Source organism: Candidatus Andeanibacterium sp., from assembly GCF_057143545.1.
Genome location: NZ_DBNHSF010000041.1, coordinates 1 through 19,306, shown reverse-complemented (window position 1 = coordinate 19,306; position 19,306 = coordinate 1). Strand labels below are relative to the sequence as shown.

Sequence of the window (19,306 nt, the reverse complement as noted above, 5' to 3'; positions counted from 1 at the left end):
TTGATCCAGACCGGCATTGCCCGGTTGCTCACCCTGTTCCCGGACAAGGGCTTCGGCGAGGCCGAGATCGCGCGCTACAACAAGCTTACGCGGAGGGAATATGTCGATATTCGCGATTTCCTGGTGCTGCATTACAAGGCGACCGAGCGCGACGATTCCGAGTTCTGGAACTATTGCCGCACGCTCGAGCCTCCCGAAGGACTCAAGGAAAAGCTCGCCGTGTTCCGGTCGTCGGGCCGGGTGTTCCGCGAGCATGAGGAATTGTTCACCGAAACCAGCTGGCTCGCGGTCATGGCCGGCCAGGGAATCAAGGCTGGTGGCTATCATCCGGTCGCCGACATGCTGGAAGATCAGGAGACCCTGCGCCGCCTCGAACATGTGAGGGAAGTGGTGCTGAATACCGCGAAGCAAATGCCGACCCAGCAGGAATTCCTTGAAAAGATGGGCAGTGCGATCAGTCCCGAAGAACGCATAATGGCATGAGCGACCTGCCTCCGGCCTGTCCGATCCCGGAAATCGCCGGGATAACTCGCGAGCGGTTCGAAAACGAGGTACGGCCGGCTGAAAAGCCGGTCGTGTTTCGCGGGCTGGCCCGCGACTGGCCGGGAGTGCAGGCGGCGCTCAAGGGCGACGGGGAGATCTGCGACTATCTTGTTTCCTTTCACCCGACGCGGCCCGTCACCGGGCTCATGTCGCCGCCCGAAGTCGAAGGGCGATTCTTCTACAACGACCAGCTGACCGGGTTCAATTTCACCAAGCACAAGGGTCGGCTCGAAGCGTTCCTGGGCGAGTTGTTGCGTATCTCCGGAGCCGAAGGACCCCCGGGCATGGCGGTGCAATCCGAGATTATCCCGGAACTGCTTCCCGGCTTCGTCGAGGCGAACCCGATGCCGCTGGTGCCCGACTACATCGAGCCGAGGATCTGGCTCGGCAACCGCATCCGCGTCGCGCCGCATTACGATTTGATGGAGAATATAGCGGTCTGCCTCGCGGGCAGGCGGCGCTTCACCCTGTTCCCGCCCGAGCAGCTCGCCAATCTCTATGCCGGCCCGTTCGAGCTCACACCGGCGGGCACTCCCGTCAGCATGGTCGATCCGCTGGAGCCGGATCTGGAGCGCTATCCGCGGTTTGCCGAAGCCTGGTCGGCTGCGCAGCAGGTGACGCTCGCGCCGGGCGACGCACTCTATATCCCCTATGCCTGGTGGCACGGGGTCGAAGCGCTCGAACCGGTCTCGATCCTCGTCAACTATTGGTGGAACGAGGCTCCGCCGGATATTGCCGGGCAATATGATGCCCTGCTCCATGCCATCTTTGCCTTTCGCCACCTGCCCGAGCGCGAGCGCAAGGTCTGGCGGACGATCCTCGATCACTACGTGTTCGACATGAACGGCGATCCGGCCGGGCACCTGCCCGATCACGCCAAGGGCATCATGGGGCCGGCCGATCCGAAACTGTTCGCCCGCATGCGGCACATGCTGGCTCAGATCTATCGTTGATCTGCCAAGCGAGCGCGGCGAAACCCTGCCGATCGTGCTTTCCCACTTAACTCTGTTGGGCAGGACGCGAAATTAACCTGAAATGGATGATGATCCTTGGCTAACGGCTAACCCAGCATGGGCTAGTCAGGGTTCGCACGCAAGAAGGCCTGCGGTTACCAGAACCACGCGATTCGCTTTTGATCCAAGGGGGGATGCGAAGACAAGCGCGGGCCCGGTTGCCTCAAGATTAAATGAATGACGGGCGCCGTAGAACTACCAGACGCTGGAAGGCAGACCCCCATGTCACGCGACCCACATTTACACTTCGAATTCTCCTTCGAGGAGGAGCCCGAAGTGAAGAAAAGATCGGAACGCAGGAAACGCAAATCGCCGCCGAAGCGGGACCCGGAGAACGAGCCGGGCCTGTTGTGGAAGCGGTTTCGTGAAGAGGATTAGGCGGGAAGCGCCAGGCGATCCGCAACTATTGAGAGGACGCGCAGGCGCGTAGCCTGCGCGTCCCTTTCAGGCAATCTGCCCGATTACATCGCTTCCGCGTCGCCGGCGGCTTCGTCGGTCGCGGCAGCGTCGGTCGCGGCAGCGTCGGTAGCAGCAGCGTCGGTGGCAGCGGCGTCTTCGGCCGGAGCAACCGTCTCGGCCTCAACCGGGACTTCCGAGACAACAGCTTCGGTTTCAACGGCTTCGGGGGCCGCTTCCTCGGCAGGCTGCTGGCAGGCGGAGACTGCCATCGCGGCAGAAGCAACAAACAGGAAAGTTGCAGTCTTTTTCATGTGCGTTTCCATCAAATGCTCATGACCATGATTGGCAGAGCGCGGCGCCATTACGCCTGCGCGAATAGTTTGTCTATCGGGATTTTCGGGACCATGAATGATCCGTATTCTCAGAGGCTTACGGCTGGCTCCAGGCTCATGGGCCACGCAACACCCTGCTCATCCAGGCACCATAGGGCGGCGCGGCCAGCAAGGCGGCCTCGATCTGCCGTTCGAGCGCAACCCGTGCCGTTCCGGTCGAACCCGCATCGCCACCCAGTTGCATCGCTCCTTCGCCCGCCGCGATGCCCAGCGCATCGAGCACATGGCCCCATTCCTGGACCAGGAACGGCAACTCCTCGAAGAACGGCAGCCGCCCGCGCCGGGTGAACTGGTCAAGCGCGATCGCCATTTCAGGCGAAAGCACGACTTCACCGATCACCTGCTTCGCCACCGGAGCCCGATAATGGAGCGCGACAACATCGCGCACCCGATCGGCCATCAGCGCCGCGCGACGGTTGAACTCGCCACGCTCGCGCGGGTCCGGCGTCATTCCGGGCAACAGTTCGAGCAACAGCCCGAGCTGGCGATGGGCAAGGTCGAGATTGAGCCAACCCAGCGGCTCGAAATGGGCCGCCGCATCGCCGAGCGCGATCACATTGCCGATCCAGCACTGCCCTGCCCGTCCGGGAGAAAGAGGCACCATGCCCGCAGGCTCGGCCGCGAGGGCCCTGAGCGCGTCTGCTTCGCTCACCCCCGTGCGTAGGGCGAGGATATCCTGCTTGCCATCGCGCCCGGCATATTCGGCGAGCCAGCCGACCTCCGATATCGTGCAACGATCCTCGAGTGCGAGCATCGCTTCGCCTCGCTTGGCAAATATCAGCGCGCGGATCGGCAGATTGGCCGACCAGTCGACCCGCTCGGCGCCGGGCATGCCCGACAGGAGCAGGCCGCGCGGCCCCGTGCAATCGATGAAGAGATCGGCCTGGATCGCACCCGTGCCTTCGACGTCAATCGCGGCAACCAGCCCATCCTCGCCCAGCTGGATCGCCGAGATCCGACCCGCGACATGTGTCACCCCTGCCTTGTCCGCCATATCGATCAGCAGGTCGCGATAGGCCGGGACATTCCAGCGCAAAGCATAGTCGACCTCGGACAGCGGATGGTCCCTGCCCGGCGGCGGCGGGGCGAACCTGCCGGCCCTGGCCAGGGCTTCGCCGACCGAAGCGGCCGGCTTGCCGGTGCGGGCGTTGCGCGGACCCCCGCCCCATTCCTTGGCAAAGGCGGTCTTGAGCTTGGGGTCGATGACCGCGCCATAGGCGGCGAGCCCCTGAGTTCCTTTCCCGCCCCAATCGACATAGCGCATGACGAGCCGATGGCTCCCGCCGCAGCGAGTGACGAGAACCTCCTCGCTCACGCCCAACCGGTCGTGCAGGCGATTGGTATAGGGCAAGGCCGTGCCGATCCGGTCGCACAGCGCCAGCGGATCGGGCGGGGTCGCCACTACCAGAACTTCGCTCGCAGGAAGCGCCTGCTTCAATGCCAGCGCCGCCAGCATTCCCAGCTGGCCGGCCCCGGCGACGACGATCCGCCGGGGGATTTCGCGGGGTGCGCTCATGGTGCGTCCGCCAGCCGGGCGGCTTCGCGCTCGAGGAATTCGCGATGGCCGGGCATGGCGGCGACTTCATCCGCGACGGCCCCGCGCAGCGCCTCCATCGCCCGCGAGACCTGCCCCGGATCGGGCAGCCCGGCCCGGGCATCGTGCCTTTCGGGCAGCAGCCCCTGCCCGATATAGACCGCCAGCCAGCTGGCATCGTAGAACAGCCCGTCGGAATATTTTTCGATCCGCCCGGCATCGCGCCACAGTTCCATCTTGCCCTTGAGCGTATCGGGCACGTCCATCGTCCGCACATGATTCCAGAATTCGGAATCGTCGCGCTCGGTGGCGTGGTAATGGAGGATCAGGAAATCCCGGATCCGGTCATATTCCATGTCGACCAGCCGGTTGAATTCGTCGCGGTCGCGCGGGTCGATCCGGCCATCCAGCGGGAACAGTTCGATCAAGTAGGTGACCGCCATCTGGGCAAGATAGATCGAGGTGGATTCGAGCGGTTCGAGGAAGCCCGAGGCGAGCCCGACGGCGATAACGTTCCTGTTCCACGAATTCCGCCTCCGGCCCGAGCGGAAGCGCAACACCCGCGGATCGGCCAGGGCCTCGCCCTCGACCGCCCCCTTGATCGCCGCGCAGGCTTCGTCTTCCGAGACGAACTGGCTCGAAAAGACATAGCCGTTGCCGATGCGGTGCTGGAGCGGGATCCGCCAGCGCCATCCGGCCGGCATCGCGATGGCGCGGGTATAGGGCTCGATCTCCTGTTCGACATGGGCGCAGGGCATGGCGGCAGCGCGATCGACCGGCAGCCAATGCGACCAGTCTTCCCACGGTTCGTCCAAGGCATCGCCGATCAGCAGCGCGCGGAACCCGGAACAGTCGATAAAGAGATCGCCGGCAACCTCGCGCCCGTCCCTGAGCACCAGCGTGGTGACATCGCCGCTCTCCGGATCGCGCTGGACCTCGGTCACCAGACCCTCGGTGCGGGTGACCCCGATGCCCTTGGCGAATTCGCGCATGAACGGGCCGAACAGCGTCGCATCGAACTGGTAGGCATAGCCATAGGTCGAAGCGAGGCCGGCATCCTCGGTCGGCGGGCGGAACTTGCGGCCCAGCGCGGCCGCCACGCCGAGCGAGTAATTGCCGAAGCTCTCGACCATTCCCCGGCGCTGCAATTCGAGCCAGTAATGGTGGAAGGCCACCCCGGCGACTTCCTCGCCGAAACTGCCGAAAGGGTGGACATAGCTTTCGCCGATCCGCCCGAAATCCTGGAAATCGATCCCGAGCTTGAAGGTCGCGTGGGTCGCCTTCATGAAGCTCGCTTCGTCGATCCCGAGATTTTCGACATAGCCGCGGATATGCGGCAGGGTCGCCTCGCCGACCCCGACGATCCCGACATCCTCGCTTTCGACCAGTTCGACCTCGGCGAGGCCCGGCAACAGCCGGGCGATCCCGGCCGCGCTCATCCACCCGGCGGTGCCCCCGCCGAGCACGACCACACGCAGTTTTCGCGGATTATCCGAAGTCATGTTGCCCAGTTAAAGAAATGGCCGGGATGCGCCAAGAGCATCCCGGCCGGATAGCGATCCGTCCCCCCTCAAGGACAGATCAGCCCTCCATCTCTTCCAGCTCCTTGCCCTTGGTTTCCTGGATAAACTTATGGACCAGGACGATACTGATGACCGCGCTGACCGTGTAGAACATGTAGGTTCCGGCAAGGCCGATCCCGCTGGCCATCGGCGGAAAGGTCTGGACGACGAGGAAGTTCGCGCCCCACTGCGCAAGCCCCGCCACCGCCAGCGCCGATCCGCGCATCTGGTTGGGAAACATCTCGCCCAGCATGACCCACATCACCGGGCCCCAGCTGAAGTTGAAGAAGATCACGTAAAGGTTGGCGGCGACCAGCGCGACGTAGCCCTGCGTCTCGGCCAGCATCAAATTGCCCGCTACATCCGATTCCGCGCCGCTGAAGGCCCAGGCCATCGCCCCGAGCGTCACAGCCATGCCGGTCGAGCCGATCAGCAGCAGCGGCTTGCGGCCGATCTTGTCGATCACAGCGAGCGCCGCGAGCACCGCCGCGATCGACACCACGCCCGAGATGATGTTGCGCTCGAGCGCGACTTCCTCGGAAATGCCGGCCAGCTTCCACAGCGTCTCGCCGTAATAGAAGATGATATTGATACCGACGAATTGCTGGAAGGTCGCCAGCATGATCCCGGCCCAGACGATCGGGCGAAACACGGTGCCCGGCGCGACCACGTCGCGGAAGCTTGGGCGGTGATCCTTCGAGAAGCTCGCCTGAATCTCTCCGATCTTGCGCTCGGCCTCGGCGGGGCCGAAGAGGCTGGTGAGCACCTTGCTCGCCTCGGCCTCGCGACCGCGACTGACGAGGTAGCGCGGACTTTCAGGAATAAAGAACAATGCGACCAGGAACACCACTGCGGGCACCGCCTGGGCGAGGTACATCCAGCGCCAGGCAGGTATCCCGGCGACATCGCCGAGCGAACTTCCCGCACTTTGGGCGAGGAGATAATTGACCACGAAGGCCGCGGTGAGACCGGTGATGATCATCACCTGCTGGACGGTGGTCAGCCGCCCGCGAATATTCGCCGGAGCCACCTCAGAAATGTAGAGCGGCGAAAGCACGCTCGCGGCGCCAACCGCCATGCCTCCGCTGAAGCGGGCAATGACGAAAATCGCGTGGACGTCGGTCCAGCCCTGGATCAGCGCGCCGACCACGAACAGCACGGCCGCAAGGATCATTACCGTACGCCGCCCGATCGCGTCGGCCAGCCGCCCGGCGAAGAACGCACCTGCAGCGCAGCCGAGCAGCAGCGAGCCGACTGTCCAAGCGAGCGACCAGTCGCTCAGTTCGAATGCCGTGGTCAGCCCGCTCTGCGTGCCGTTCACGGCCCCGCTGTCATAGCCGAACAGCAGGCCGCCAATCGTCGCCACCGCGACGATCATGGCGATCAGCCCGCCATTGACGGTGGTGCGCACAGGTGCGTTCATTATTCCCCTCTCCCTCTGTCGCGACCCTTGGGGACTCGCGAAAATTGTTAGCGCTAACTATCCACGATCCATGCGGCTTGGCAAGCGCGATGCGTCACTCTGCAGCGGCCCGCAACCTTTCCCTCAACAGTTTTCCGGATTCGGTGAGGTCGTCCTCGCTCCAACCCGCAGGCGGAGTGCCGGGTTTGAGCGTGGCGCTGGTCTCGTCGCGATCGCCGGTCGACCAGGCGAGCCAGCCGATATTGTTGGCTTCGGCCCAGTCCCACCAGGCTTGGCTCGATTCATGGTCGATCGGTCCGTTGCCGGTCGCCTCGACCACCCCGAATTCGGTGATCAGCAGCGCAAGACCTGCGTCGAGTGCAGCCTGGCCCTTGTCGCGCAGGTCCTGCTTATGGGTCGCGGCATAATAATGCAGCGTGTAGCCGATATTGGCGAAGGCGAGCGGGTCCTGCGCCGCGATGTCGACGTCCTGGCTCCAGCTCGGGCTGCCGACGATCACGAGGTTGTCGGGATCGATTGCCCGGATCGCGCCGACCACCCGCTCGTGATAGGGCTTCACGTCGCGCGTCCAGTCGACATCGTCGCGCAGCGGCTCGTTGAACGGCTCGTAGATCAGGTTCGGCAGATGGCCGTAACGCCGGGCGATGGCGGTGAGGAACTCCTCCGCCTGGTCGGGATAGGAGCGGTGGGCGTGCCAATCGACGATCACGTAAATGCCGTTGCGCACGGCGGCATCGATCACGCGGCTGGCCTTGGCGAATTCGCGCTCGAAATGCTGGCGGGCGCTGTCGTTCCCCTCGGCCGCGATGGCCGCGCGCACAGCGGTGATCTTCCAGTCCTTGACCAGCCAGTCGATCGTTTCGCCGGTGTAATATTGCGGCGCCCATTGCGACCAGAACAGGCTCATCCCGCGCAGGGTAACCGGCTCGCCGTGTTCGCCGACAATGCGATTGCCCAGGATCGAAAGCTTGCCGTGCTTCGCCACCGGGCTGCCTTCGGGCGGCTCGGGCGCAAGCGGGGCGGCGATCTTTGCGGCGGCTTCGCCCAGCCAGCCCTGCTCGTCGTCGTAGAGCTCGAAGGTGTTGGCGTAGCCCCAGGCGCAGGAATCGATCCCGATCGAGGCGAAGGCTTCTGAGAGGGTCTCGTAATATTCGTCGCGCTCGCCTTGCGGGCGCACGACATGCGCGCCGAACTCGCCGACGAACGGAACCCGCCCGGTCGCCTCGATATAGGCGCGCGCGGTCGCCAGGTCCGCTTCGATCTCGGCAAGATCCTCGGCGCTGCCGAACTCGTACTTGCTCGGCGGATCAAGCCAATCGGCCTCGTCGAAGCCGAAATTGACCGGCGAATAATAGTGGAAAGTCGGGACGAGATGGGGATCGTCCTGCGGCATCGGGCTTTCGGCCAGCTCGTCGAGCCCGGCCCATTCCACGCCGTTCCAGATCACTGACCTGGTGGGATTCGAGTGCCGGATCGCTGCCAGCGCCGGCGAGACCACTTCGACCAGGTTGGAAGCGTCAAGATTCTTGTGCGGCTCGTTGATCAGCTCGAAGCTGACATTGGGCGGTGCATTCTTGAAGCGCTCCGCTATCTGCAGCCAGATCACCGCAAAGCGCTCGGCATGATCTTCGGGATCCTCGAACAGCTCGTTGTAATGGTGGAAATCCACGATCACCGCGAGGCCCTTGCGGGTTGCAAGGTCGACCACGCTTGCCACCCGTTCCATGAAGGCCGGATCGACCGCATAGGGCGCGCGCTCCATCGCATGGGCCGAAAAGCGCACCGGCAGGCGGATCGCGGTGAAGCCCTTGTCGGCGATCCGCTCGATATCCGCTTCGACCGGCCAGCGGCCCCATTGCGCTTCGGTCGGCGCGTCGAACATGTTCGACAGGTTGACGCATTTGCCGAGCTGGAGACTACCGCCGACCGTCGGGACGGCACGAGGCGCGGGCGAGAAATGATCCTGCAATTGCGCCTGGCCGGGCGCGGCCAGGATCGCGAACACCAACAGCGCGACAAGCTTGCTAAACCACTGTCGTCTCATCCAATCAGTCCCCCTCCGTAGATTTTCAGCACCGGCACGGTCGCGCCCGCCTGCTCCCGTGCGATGTCGATTTCGAGCGCATCGCCGCGCTGCCGGAACGGCAGTTCGCCGCCTCCCGCCAGTTCGACTTTTTCGATCGATGCGCCGCCCGAACTCTCGCGCCCCAATGCCTTGAGCCGCATCGTCCCGGCCTGCGGTTCGAGCAGCAGCGCATGGAGCGCGCCCCGGTTGACCGTGTAGCGCACCCCTCCCGCCGCATCGTCGCCGAAGCTGCGCCAGACCCGCGAACCGTAGATCGCGGCCTCGCCTTCCCGCGCCATCCAGCGGCCGAGATCGTCGAGGATCCTGAGTTCCTCCGCGTCGAGCGTGCCATCGCCGCGAACCGGGATCGACAGCAGCAGCGTGCCGTTCTTGGAGACGACATCGGCCAGTTGCCGGATCACCCCTGCGGCAGGGACATAGGATTTGTCGGTGAAGCGCGCCCGATTGTAGTGCCAGTCGCCGATGCAGCTGGCCGATTGCCAGGACTCGGGACGGATCGCATCGGCACTCTTGCGCTCTAGGTTGGGAATCGTCCCCTGCCCTTCGGTGAACCCCGCGCTCATTACGCCCGAAAACTCGCCAGTGCGCGCGACGGCCTTGGCGTAAAAGTGCATCGCGGCGATGCGCCCGGTTTCGCCGAACGGCAGGCTGTAGCCGTCCTGGTAATAGAAATCCGGATTGTAGCGATTGACCAGTTCGAAATGCCGCAGCAGCCAATGCAACTCGTAATGGCCGTTACCCGGCGGCCCGGTCTCGACCCACTGGCCCGAAATCTCGTCATGCCATTGGCGCATCGCCGCGGGGCTTTCGAGGCCATCCGGCGGGACCAGCCAGCGCCCGCTATAGAGCTGCTGCGGGTCGAGGCCTTCCCACGCAGTGCCGCGCCCATCGGCCGTGGTGAGGCGCCAGGCATCGTAGCGCTCGCCCTTGCGTGGGCCGATCGTGTCATAGCCATAGGCGGTCTGCCACCAGTGCCAGGCATGGCTGGCATGGTTGGAAACCCCGAACGGCAAGTCTTCAGCCCGCACCGCGCGTTCCCACTCGCCGACAATATCGCGCCGTGGGCCAAGTCGGGCCGAGTTCCAGGGATGGTGTTCATTGGGGAAGAGATCGAAATTGTCATGGTGGCAGGCCATCGCGACGACGAACCGCGCGCCCGCCGCCTTAAAGGCCGCAACGATCGCATCCGGATCCCAGTTTTCGGCCTTCCACCCGGTGATGACGTCAATAAAGCCGTGATCGGCGGGATGCCCATACAACCGGCGATGGATTTCGGCTTGCGGGTGGTCCTGCAAATAGAGGTGCCGCCCGTACCAATCGCCCGCCTCGGGCGCGCATTGCGGCCCCCAATGCGCCCACAGGCCGAGCTTGGCGTCGCGGTACCAGCCGGGAACCAGATATTGGGAAACCAGCTCTTCGGTGCTTGGTGCATGCAGTCGCTGGCCCTGTGCGCGCAGCACGGCCGGCATCGCCAGCGCACTCGCCCCCGCCAGGACATCCCGTCTCTGCATCGCTCTCCGACTTTCCCTGCCGAATCTCTTCCGGACCGGCTGTGCAAAGCTTCGCAGCTATGCCATGTTAGCGCAACCATGGAGAGGATTCTGCGGTTTTATCGATTCCTGCTGACGTTCGCCGTCGCGCTGGTAGCGCTCGCTCACGCGCCGCTGCGCGCGGAATTGCCGCATTTCGAGCAAGGCCGCGAGCGCCCCGTCCTGATCGTCGATGGCGAACCGTTCCTCGCGCTCGGGGTGCAGGCTAACAACAGTTCGAACTATCCCGCCCTGCTGGAGACGATCTGGCCGGCGATGGACAGGCTCCATGCCAACACGCTGCTGATCCCGGTGGCGTGGGAGCAGGTCGAGCCGGTCGAAGGACAGTTCGATTTCAGCTGGGTCGACGCGCTGCTGGCCGGCGCGCGCGAGCACGGCAAGCGGCTCGTCCCACTGTGGTATGGCGCCTACAAGAACACCGCGCCCTCTTATGCCCCGGCCTGGGTCAAGCAGGACGGCGCACGTTTCCCGCGCATGCGCTTTGCGGATGGGAGCGCACATTATGCGCTCAGCCCGCATGGCATGGAGACGCTGGCGGCCGACGCCAGGGCCTTTTCCGCCTTCATGCGCCACCTCGCCGAGCACGACGGGCAGAACACGGTGATCATGGTCCAGGTCGAGAACGAGACCGGCTCCTACGGCCTCGCCCGCGACCATGCGCCGGGATCCGCCGCGCTGTTCGAGGGAGCAATCCCGGCCGAACTGGCCGAAGCGCTTTCGATCCCCGTCGCCAGCTGGAGCGAAGCCTTCGGCCCGCGCGCCGAGCAGTTCTTCATGAGCTGGCACATGGCGCGCTATGTCGAACAGGTCGCCGCCGCCGGGAAAGCCGAAAAGGCGCTGCCGATGCTGGCCAACGCCGCGCTCGGCAACGCCTTCACCGACGCGGAGGGCGATGTCGGTCCATCGGGTGGCCCCAACTGGAATGCCTTGCCGATCTGGCGTGCCGCCGCGCCAAGCATCGACGCCTACGGGCCCGACATCTACAATCGCGATCCGGCGGCGGTCGATGCCTTTCTCGACCATTATGCCGCCGGCGGCTGGCCGCTGGTGGTGCCCGAAATCGGCAATGCCAAGGAATATGCGCGCTTTGCGTGGTCGGCGATCGGACGCGGGGCAGTATTGTTCGCGCCGTTCGGGATCGACGGCACGGGCTATTCGAACTACCCGCTCGGCGCGAAAGAGGTCGACGACGCGGTGATCGAGGCCTTTGCCATGCCTTACCGCCTGCTGGCCCCGGTCGGTTCGGAATGGGCCGCACTGGCAGCCGATCACGAACTGTGGGGCACCGCGCGCGGCGCTGACGGGGCCGACCAGACGCAGGTCATGGGCCGGTGGACGATCACCGCGCAATATGGCCGCTGGAATTTCGGCGAGGACGACTGGACCTGGATCGCGCGCGACGAACACCCGTTGAAAGACGAGCCGCTCGGCGGGGCGCTGGTCGCCCGGCTCGATGACGACAGCTTCCTGATCAGCGGGAGCCATGTGAAACTGCGCTTCGCCCTTGCCGATCCGGCACAAGGCGAAAGCACACAAATCATCGAGGCGCAGGAAGGCTCGTTCGTCGACGGCGAATGGGTGATGAAACGCCGGTGGAACGGCGACCAGGTCGATTACGGGTTCAATTTCGGGGCTGAGCCCGTGTGGCTGAAAGTGACAATGGGGACTTATAAATGATCGCTCGAATCTTGGCTGTGATGGCGGCGCTGGTGATGGCGGTTCCGGCGCTGGCCGGCAGTGTCGAACGGATCGATCACGGGATGGTGGTGACCACCGATGCCGGCGAGAAGGTCCGCGTGCTCGCCTATGCCGACGGGACCTATCGTGTGACCGTGGCCGAGGACTTGGCCGAAGTGCAGGCCAGCCTGATGGTGATTGCCGAGCCCGACGGCGATCCGGCTTTCGGCCAGACGGCCGATTATGCGGCGCTGCAGATGCCCAATTCGCGAGCGGTGGTGCGCTATGCGGACGGCAAGCTCATGGTGCTCGATGGCGACAACCAGGTGCTGCTCGACGAATATGCCCCGGCGCGGCGGCTGGACCCGGTGGAGATCGAAGGGCAACAATGGCTTGCCACCCGCGTCCAGTTCAACCGCGGGACCGATGAAGGGCTCTACGGCCTCGGCCAGCACCAGAACCGGCAGATGAATTACAGTGGCGAGGACGTCGAACTCGCCCAGCACAATATGGCGATCGCGGTGCCCTATCTCGTCTCGACCAAGGGCTATGGCATCCTGTGGGACAACAATTCGATCACCCGGGTGGGCGATCCTGAGCCATACGAAAAGCTGTCGGCCAGGCCGATTGCCTTCTCACTGAAGAACGCGCCCGACGACGAGGTCGTGATGCCCGGCTGGAAGGCCGACTACTATCTCGGCGATGAGCTGGTCTTCACGCAATATGAGGAGTCGATCGACTACCAGTATATCCGCGACCAAGGCCGCTGGCCCGAAGAGGCAACTGCGGCGAGCGTTGCGGCGACCACCGGGCAGAACACCGCCGGGAACGCGGCGCAGGCCCAACGCGTGGTGTGGCGCGGGACCTACCGTCCGGAAACGGGAGGCACCCACAAATTCCGGCTCTATTCCTCGTCCTATGTAAAGGTGTTCGCCGATGACGAGCTGGTGCTCGAGCGCTGGCGGCAGAACTGGAACCCCTGGTACCACCATTTCGAGCTCAAGCTCGAAGCCGGAAAACCGGTCGAGCTGCGGATCGAGTGGGAACCGAATAACGGCTATATCGCGCTCGAACATGCCGATCCGCTGCCCGAGCTCGACCGCCATTCGGTGAGTTTCGCGAGCGAGGCGGGCAAGAGTATCGACTATTACGTCGTCCCCGGCGCGACGATGGACGAGCTGGTCGCGGGCTATCGCCGCCTGACCGGCAAGGCGCCGATGATGCCCAAATGGGCCTATGGCTTCTGGCAATCGCGCCAGCGCTACGAAGCGCAGGAGCAGTTGCTCGACGTGTTGAAGCAATATCGCGAGGCCGAGATCCCGATCGACAATATCGTGCAGGACTGGTTCTACTGGCCCGAGGACCAATGGGGTTGCCATTGCTTCGATCCGGCGCGCTTCCCCGATCCCGAAGGGATGGTCGACGCAGTCCACGAGATGAACGCGCGGATCATGATCTCCGTCTGGCCGAAATTCTATCCCGACACCGAAAACGGCAAGGAATTGCGCGACAAGGGCTTTCTCTACGAACGCCCGCTCGAAGCAGGGCAGCGCGACTGGGTCGGGCAAGGCTATGCCAACACCTTCTACGATCCCTATGACGAGGAAGCGCGCGCCATCTACTGGCGGCAGATGCGCGAGAACCTGCTCACCAAGGGCTTCGACGCCTGGTGGATGGATGCGACCGAACCCGACTGGCACTCGAACCTCTCGATCGAGGAGCGCAAATACCAGATGACCTCGCCCACGACCGGCACCCCCGGGGCGGCGATCTTCAATTCCTATCCGCTGGTCCATGCCGAAGGCGTGGCCCAAGGCCTGCGCGAGGCCCAGCCCGACAAGCGCCCGTTCATCCTCACCCGCAGCGGCTTCGGCGGCATCCAGCGCGCGTCGGCGGCGCTATGGTCGGGCGATGTCGCGGCGCGATGGGACGATTTGCGCGACCAGATCAGCGCCGGCCTCAACCTCTCGATCGCGGGCGTGCCCAATTGGACGCATGACATTGGCGGATTCGCGCTCGAAGACCGTTACAGCCGCGAGCTTCCGGAGCACCTCCCCGAATGGCGCGAGCTCTATCTACGCTGGTTCCAGTTCGGCGCCTTCACCCCGCTGTTCCGCAGCCATGGCGAATACCCGCAGCGCGAAACCCCGATCATCGCGAAGGACGATCCGGCGATGATGGAAAGCCTGACCTGGTACCACCGCCTGCGCTACCAGCTGATGCCCTATATCTACACCGTCGCGGCGGATACCCATTACGAGGACGGCACGATCATCCGCCCCTTGGTGATGGATTTCGAGGGCGACCGGAAAGTCTGGGAGATCGACGACCAGTACATGTTCGGCGACGCGCTGCTGGTCGCGCCAGTGACGGAATTCGAGGTGCGCAACCGCGAGGTCTACCTTCCTGCCGGTGCCGAGTGGTTCGACACCGCGACCGGCGAAGTCCATGCGGGCGGCCGGACCATCCCCACCGCCGCCCCGCGCGAGCGCATGCCATTGTTCGTCCGTGCGGGCTCGATCGTCCCAACCGGCCCGGTCGAGCAATATGTCGGCGAGGACGACAGCGGCGCGTTGACGTTACATGTCTTCGCCGGGGCCGACGGGCGTTTCACGCTCTACGAGGACGATGGCGAGAGCCTGGGCTATGAGCGTGGCGAATACTCGCGGATCCCGTTCTCCTGGGACGACGCGTCGCGGACGCTCACAATCGGTGCGCGCGAGGGAAGCTATCCGGAGATGATTAGCGGACGGTCGATCGCGCTGGTGCTGCACATGGGCGACGGTTCGGGTCCGATGCTTGAGCAGCTTCCCCGGATGACGATCGCCTATTCCGGCCAGCCAATCGAGATTGCACTCTAGCTCCCGACGCCAATCGACCAACGTCATTCGATCCTCGTCGAAGGGCGCGGCCGCAGCTTGCACGATATTGTTGCAGCGGTAACTTGCGCCATGGCACCGCCTCGGCGGCCAAACGGGGACTGACCATGCTCGAAATCGACCGCAGGGGCGTACTCGCCCTTTCCGCCGCGTTACCCTTTGCCGGTGCGCTTCCCGCATTTGCCCAGGGCGCCAGTGCTTCGGGCGCGGCCTGGGATTTGAGCGAAATCTATCCCGACTGGGATGCGTGGGACGCCGCGCGCAAGGGCGTACTCGACGCGTTGCCGCGGCTTGCGGCCTATAAGGGCCAGCTCGGAGAAAGCGCAGCAGCCCTCGCCCGGGCGATGGTCGACATGTCCGATGTCGAGAAGACCGCCGCCAGGGTTTTCATCTATGCGTCGCTCAATGCCGACGAGGATCTCCGGATTGCGGCGAACCAGGAGCGCGAAGGTCTCTCGCGCGACATGTACACTGCCTATGGCGAAGCGACCTCCTGGGTCGCACCCGAAGTCCTGGCGCTCGGGGCCGAGACGATCGAGAGCTATATTGCCCAGGAACCCGCGCTCCGGCAGCGTTTTGCCTTTTTCCTGCGCGACACATTGCGCGGCGCGGCGCATACGCTCGATTCGCAAGGTGAAGCCCTGCTCGCTTCGGCGAGCGCGCCGCTGGCCGGGCCGCAGGACGTACGCGGCCAGCTCACTGCATCGGACATGCCGCGCCCGACCGTCACCCTGTCCGACGGCACCGAAATGCGTCTCGACGACCAGGGCTACACGCTGGTTCGCGATGCCCCGAACCGCGACGACCGCAAGCTCGTGTTCGAAAAGTTCTGGGACTCCTATGGCGCGTTCAGCAATTCGCTCGGCGCGGCCTTCGCGGCCAAGATCAAGGGCGACGTGTTCCGCAGCAAGTCGCGCAACTACCCCAACACGCTCGCCTACCGGCTCGATTCACCGAACATCCCCGAGTCCGTCTATCGCAACCTGGTTGCCGAAACCAACAAGGGGCTGCCCCAGCTGCACCGCTATTTCGAGGTCCGGCGGCGGATCCTCGGCCTGCCGGATATCGGCTATTACGACATCTATCCCCCGCTCGCGACGCTCGACCGCAAGTTTACGCTCGACCAGATGCGGGCTGTTACCATCGAGGCGCTTGCGCCGCTGGGACCGGAATATATCCGCCTGTTGAGCGACGCCACGGCCAGGAAATGGATGGATCCGTTCCCGCGCCAGGGCAAGGCCTCGGGCGCCTATATGAGCGGCGGCGTCTATGACGTGCATCCCTACATGCTGCTCAACCTGTCCGAGAATTACGATGGCCTATCGACCTATGCCCATGAATGGGGGCATGCGATCCACACCCTGCTGGCCAAGGCGAACAACCCTTACGAAACCTATGGTTATGCGACCTTCATCGCCGAGATCGCCTCGACCGTTAACCAGGTCTTCCTCAGCCGGTATATGGGCGAACGGGCGCAGACCAGGGAAGAAAAGCTGTTCTATCTCGGCCAGCAGCTCGAGGACGCACGCGGCACCTTCTTCCGCCAGACCATGTTCGCCGAGTTCGAGCTGAAAGCGCACGAGCTGGCCGAAAACGGCGAGGGGATGAGCGGCAGCAAATTCGCCGAAATCTATATGGACCTGCTGCGCCGCTATCACGGGCCGGATATGATCCTGCCCGACAATGTCGCGCATGAATGGGCCTATATCAGCCATTTCTTCCGCTCGGATTTCTATTACGTGTTCCAGTACGCGACCTCGATCGCCGCCGGCACCTGGTTTGCCAACTCGATCCTCGATGGCGGAGTGGCCGAGCGCGAGAACTTCCTCGATGTCCTGCGCGCGGGCGGATCGGATTATCCGGTGGCGATCCTGCAGAAGGCCGGGCTCGATATGACCGGGCACGAGCCATACGCGGATTTCGTCACCGATTTCGGCCGGACGCTCGACGCGGTCGAAGCCCTTCTCTGAAGTCTGTTCCGTTGAAGCTGAATCGCCCCTCCCCGACGGGGAGGGGTTGGGGGTGGGGGCTCCGCGCTTGAGAGGTGGGAACCCCCATCCCAACCGTAGGCGCTTCGCGCCGTCTGCGACTCCCCCAATGGGGAAGGGCCAATAAGATTCAACCAGAATGAAACAAGCCCTAACCGCCCAATTCGGGCTCGAAGCTCGCAATCGCCTTGTAGGGCGCGGATTCGCTCTGCGCCGGAATTGCGCCCGGATGCATCAGGGTCCAGCCGGCCAGCCCGTTGCCGGCATGGGCGGCATCCTCCATCGAGGCTCCCCGCAGCCTCGTGCCGAGATATCCGGCATCGAATGCATCTCCGGCGCCGCTGGTATCGACCGGGTCGAGATTGACCGCCGGCAGCACGACCTGCCCGTCCGGCAGGCGGCATCCTTCGGCGCCGAGCTTCACGACAACCTCCCGGCAACCCAGTCCTTCCCAATATCGGGCAACCTCGTCCGGGCGGTCGTCCACTCCGATCATGCGCTCGTCGTCGAGCGTCGGGAATCCGAAATCGGCCTGCGCCACCGCCCGGTCATGCCATATCCGCGCGACTTCCCGGCTTTCCCACAGGCGCGGGCGGTAAGTGGAATCGAACGCCACCTGGCCGCCATTGGCGCGGACCCGTTCCGCCAGCCGGAGCATCCGCTCGCGCCCGCTCTCGGGCAGGATCGCCAGCGAAATCAGCGAGAAGAACAGCAGGTCGGCCTGGCGCGCATCCTCTTCGGCATCGTCGATCCCGTCGCACTCGAACATTGCCCGGGCGGCGCTGTCGGACCGCCAGTAGGAAAAATGCCGTTCGCCGCGGACGTCGGTCTCGATCGCATACAGCCCGGTGCTGCGCGTGGGATGGGTCTGAACGAGGTTCAGGTCGAGGCCTTCCTTCGACCATGCGGCCGACATGCCATTGGCGAAGGGATCGAGCCCGAGCGCAGTGAGATAGGCGACATTGTGCCCGAGCCGGACGAGGTGCAACGCCACGTTGAGCGTATCCCCGCCGTAATGGACGTGCCAGGCGGCGCCTTCACGGCGCAGTTCGACCATCGCTTCACCGGCGCAGACAATCTTCTTGCGCGGCGGCCTCAACTCACCAGCTCCACATGGTCCCGTCTTCGAGCCGGGCGACCGGGAGATAGGCCGGGTCATAGGGGTATCTGGCGGCAAGGTCCTCGTCGATGTCGACCCCGTGGCCCGGCGTCTCCCCACAGATCAAATAGCCGTCCTCGAAGCGGTAGTCGTGCGGGAACACCGCGTCGGTCTCTTCGGTGTGGCGCATATATTCCTGGATCCCGAAATTGGGCACCCAGCTATCGAAATGGAGCGCAGCGCCCATGCACACCGGCGACAGGTCGGTCGCTCCGTGGCTGCCGGTGCGGACCTGGTAAAGCGCGGCAAGATCGGCGATCCGCCGCAGATGCGTGATCCCGCCGGCATGGACCACGGTGCAGCGGATATAGTCGATCAGCTGTTCCTCGATCAGCTGCTTGCAGTCCCAGATCGTGTTGAACACCTCGCCGACCGCGAGCGGGGTGGTCGTGTGCCGGCGGATATGGCGGAAGCCTTCCTGGTTCTCGGCCGGGGTCGCGTCCTCCAGCCAGAACAGGCGATAGGGCTCGAGCGCCTTGCCCAGCTGCGCCGCCTCGTTGGGGGTCAACCGGTGATGGACGTCGTGCAGCAGCTCGTGTTCGTAGCCATAGGTTTCGCGCAGCTTTTCGAACAGTTTGGGCGCGAAGGTGAGATATTTGGGCGTGTCCCACACCGTTTCGGTCGGGAGCGCAGCATCGGCCGGTTCGTAATGCAGCGTGCCGCGGCCCACGCCATAGGCCTTCTCGATCCCGGGAATGCCCGATTGCGCGCGGATCGCCTTGTAGCCCAGCTCGATATACTGGCCGACCGCATCGACCGTCGCTTCGAGGTCCGCGCCATTGGCGTGGCCATAGACCAGCACCTTCTCGCGGCTCTTGCCGCCGAGCAGCTGGTAGAGCGGCATCCCCGCCATTTTCGCCTTGATGTCCCACAGCGCGGTGTCGACCGCGGCAATCGCGCTCATCGTCACCGGCCCGCGCCGCCAATAGGCCCCGCGATAGAGATATTGCCAGATATCCTCGATCCGCTGCGGATCCTTGCCGATCAGGCAGGGAATCACATGATCGGCGAGATAGGAAGCGACCGCCAGCTCGCGCCCGTTGAGCGTGGCATCGCCTACGCCGTGCACGCCCTGATCGGTCTCGATCCTGAGCGTGACGA

The 19,306-nt window shown here is 64.3% G+C and carries 13 protein-coding genes; 5 read left to right on the top strand and 8 right to left on the bottom strand.

The genetic code is table 11. The features are described from left to right. Together AC16XC_RS02555 and AC16XC_RS02550 are read left to right on the top strand one after the other, a co-directional pair. Positions 1-483, top strand: a 483-nt coding sequence (locus AC16XC_RS02555; protein ID WP_484033068.1) for a tryptophan 7-halogenase, incomplete at its 5' end; no start/stop codon positions are given. Beyond that, positions 480-1,496 carry a cupin-like domain-containing protein gene (locus AC16XC_RS02550; RefSeq protein WP_484033067.1) on the top strand — a complete coding sequence of 339 codons (1,017 nt, stop codon included), beginning with the start codon at positions 480-482 and terminating at the stop codon, positions 1,494-1,496. The genes AC16XC_RS02555 and AC16XC_RS02550, both read left to right, overlap by 4 nt. Before the next feature lie 521 nt (positions 1,497-2,017). Here the strand turns inward: AC16XC_RS02550 and AC16XC_RS02545 are convergent. The 6 genes from AC16XC_RS02545 to AC16XC_RS02520 all read right to left on the bottom strand — a co-directional run bounded on the left by AC16XC_RS02545 (position 2,018) and on the right by AC16XC_RS02520 (position 10,463). Continuing rightward, positions 2,018-2,266 carry a hypothetical protein gene (locus AC16XC_RS02545; protein ID WP_484033066.1) on the bottom strand — a complete coding sequence of 83 codons (249 nt, stop codon included), beginning with the start codon at positions 2,264-2,266 and terminating at the stop codon, positions 2,018-2,020. 136 nt (positions 2,267-2,402) lie between these two features. Further along, the gene (locus AC16XC_RS02540; protein WP_484033065.1) at positions 2,403-3,863 is read right to left on the bottom strand and encodes a tryptophan 7-halogenase; all 1,461 of its coding nucleotides are present in this window, start codon (positions 3,861-3,863) and stop codon (positions 2,403-2,405) included. Continuing rightward, positions 3,860-5,383: a tryptophan halogenase family protein gene (locus AC16XC_RS02535; protein ID WP_484033064.1), complete on the bottom strand. Its 1,524-nt coding sequence runs from the start codon at positions 5,381-5,383 to the stop codon at positions 3,860-3,862. The genes AC16XC_RS02540 and AC16XC_RS02535 overlap by 4 nt, the downstream gene beginning before the upstream one ends. A gap of 79 nt (positions 5,384-5,462) precedes the next feature. Continuing rightward, positions 5,463-6,866 carry a sugar porter family MFS transporter gene (locus AC16XC_RS02530; protein WP_484033063.1) on the bottom strand — a complete coding sequence of 468 codons (1,404 nt, stop codon included), beginning with the start codon at positions 6,864-6,866 and terminating at the stop codon, positions 5,463-5,465. A 94-nt stretch (positions 6,867-6,960) separates the two neighbouring features. Further along, positions 6,961-8,910: a cellulase family glycosylhydrolase gene (locus AC16XC_RS02525; RefSeq protein ID WP_484033062.1), complete on the bottom strand. Its 1,950-nt coding sequence runs from the start codon at positions 8,908-8,910 to the stop codon at positions 6,961-6,963. Continuing rightward, the gene (locus AC16XC_RS02520; protein WP_484033061.1) at positions 8,907-10,463 is read right to left on the bottom strand and encodes an alpha-L-fucosidase; all 1,557 of its coding nucleotides are present in this window, start codon (positions 10,461-10,463) and stop codon (positions 8,907-8,909) included. The genes AC16XC_RS02525 and AC16XC_RS02520 overlap by 4 nt, the downstream gene beginning before the upstream one ends. 78 nt (positions 10,464-10,541) lie before the next feature. Between AC16XC_RS02520 and AC16XC_RS02515 the strand changes: the two genes are divergently transcribed. The 3 genes from AC16XC_RS02515 (at position 10,542) to AC16XC_RS02505 (ending at position 17,028) form a co-directional block, all read left to right on the top strand. Beyond that, positions 10,542-12,179 carry a DUF5597 domain-containing protein gene (locus tag AC16XC_RS02515; RefSeq protein ID WP_484033060.1) on the top strand — a complete coding sequence of 546 codons (1,638 nt, stop codon included), beginning with the start codon at positions 10,542-10,544 and terminating at the stop codon, positions 12,177-12,179. After that, entirely contained in the window at positions 12,176-15,040 is a 2,865-nt protein-coding gene (locus tag AC16XC_RS02510) for a TIM-barrel domain-containing protein (RefSeq protein ID WP_484033059.1), read from the top strand. The genes AC16XC_RS02515 and AC16XC_RS02510 overlap by 4 nt, the downstream gene beginning before the upstream one ends. Positions 15,041-15,165: 125 nt before the next feature. Next, positions 15,166-17,028 (top strand): M3 family oligoendopeptidase, encoded by a 1,863-nt coding sequence (locus AC16XC_RS02505; protein WP_484033058.1) that lies wholly within the window; start codon positions 15,166-15,168, stop codon positions 17,026-17,028. 169 nt (positions 17,029-17,197) lie between these two features. Here the strand turns inward: AC16XC_RS02505 and AC16XC_RS02500 are convergent, their stop codons facing one another. Then, positions 17,198-18,145, bottom strand: a complete 948-nt coding sequence (locus AC16XC_RS02500; RefSeq protein WP_484033057.1) for a sugar kinase — start codon at positions 18,143-18,145, stop codon at positions 17,198-17,200. 1 nt (position 18,146) lies between these two features. Next, on the bottom strand, positions 18,147-19,306 hold a 1,160-nt coding region (manD, locus tag AC16XC_RS02495), incomplete at its 5' end, for a D-mannonate dehydratase ManD (protein ID WP_484033056.1).

Coding starts and splice junctions, on each gene's coding strand:
- AC16XC_RS02550 (WP_484033067.1), top strand. CDS start 480: ATGAGCGACCTGCCTCCGGCCTGTCCGATCCCGGAAATCGCCGGGATA.
- AC16XC_RS02545 (WP_484033066.1), bottom strand. CDS start 2,266: ATGAAAAAGACTGCAACTTTCCTGTTTGTTGCTTCTGCCGCGATGGCA.
- AC16XC_RS02540 (WP_484033065.1), bottom strand. CDS start 3,863: ATGAGCGCACCCCGCGAAATCCCCCGGCGGATCGTCGTCGCCGGGGCC.
- AC16XC_RS02535 (WP_484033064.1), bottom strand. CDS start 5,383: ATGACTTCGGATAATCCGCGAAAACTGCGTGTGGTCGTGCTCGGCGGG.
- AC16XC_RS02530 (WP_484033063.1), bottom strand. CDS start 6,866: ATGAACGCACCTGTGCGCACCACCGTCAATGGCGGGCTGATCGCCATG.
- AC16XC_RS02525 (WP_484033062.1), bottom strand. CDS start 8,910: ATGAGACGACAGTGGTTTAGCAAGCTTGTCGCGCTGTTGGTGTTCGCG.
- AC16XC_RS02520 (WP_484033061.1), bottom strand. CDS start 10,463: ATGCAGAGACGGGATGTCCTGGCGGGGGCGAGTGCGCTGGCGATGCCG.
- AC16XC_RS02515 (WP_484033060.1), top strand. CDS start 10,542: ATGGAGAGGATTCTGCGGTTTTATCGATTCCTGCTGACGTTCGCCGTC.
- AC16XC_RS02510 (WP_484033059.1), top strand. CDS start 12,176: ATGATCGCTCGAATCTTGGCTGTGATGGCGGCGCTGGTGATGGCGGTT.
- AC16XC_RS02505 (WP_484033058.1), top strand. CDS start 15,166: ATGCTCGAAATCGACCGCAGGGGCGTACTCGCCCTTTCCGCCGCGTTA.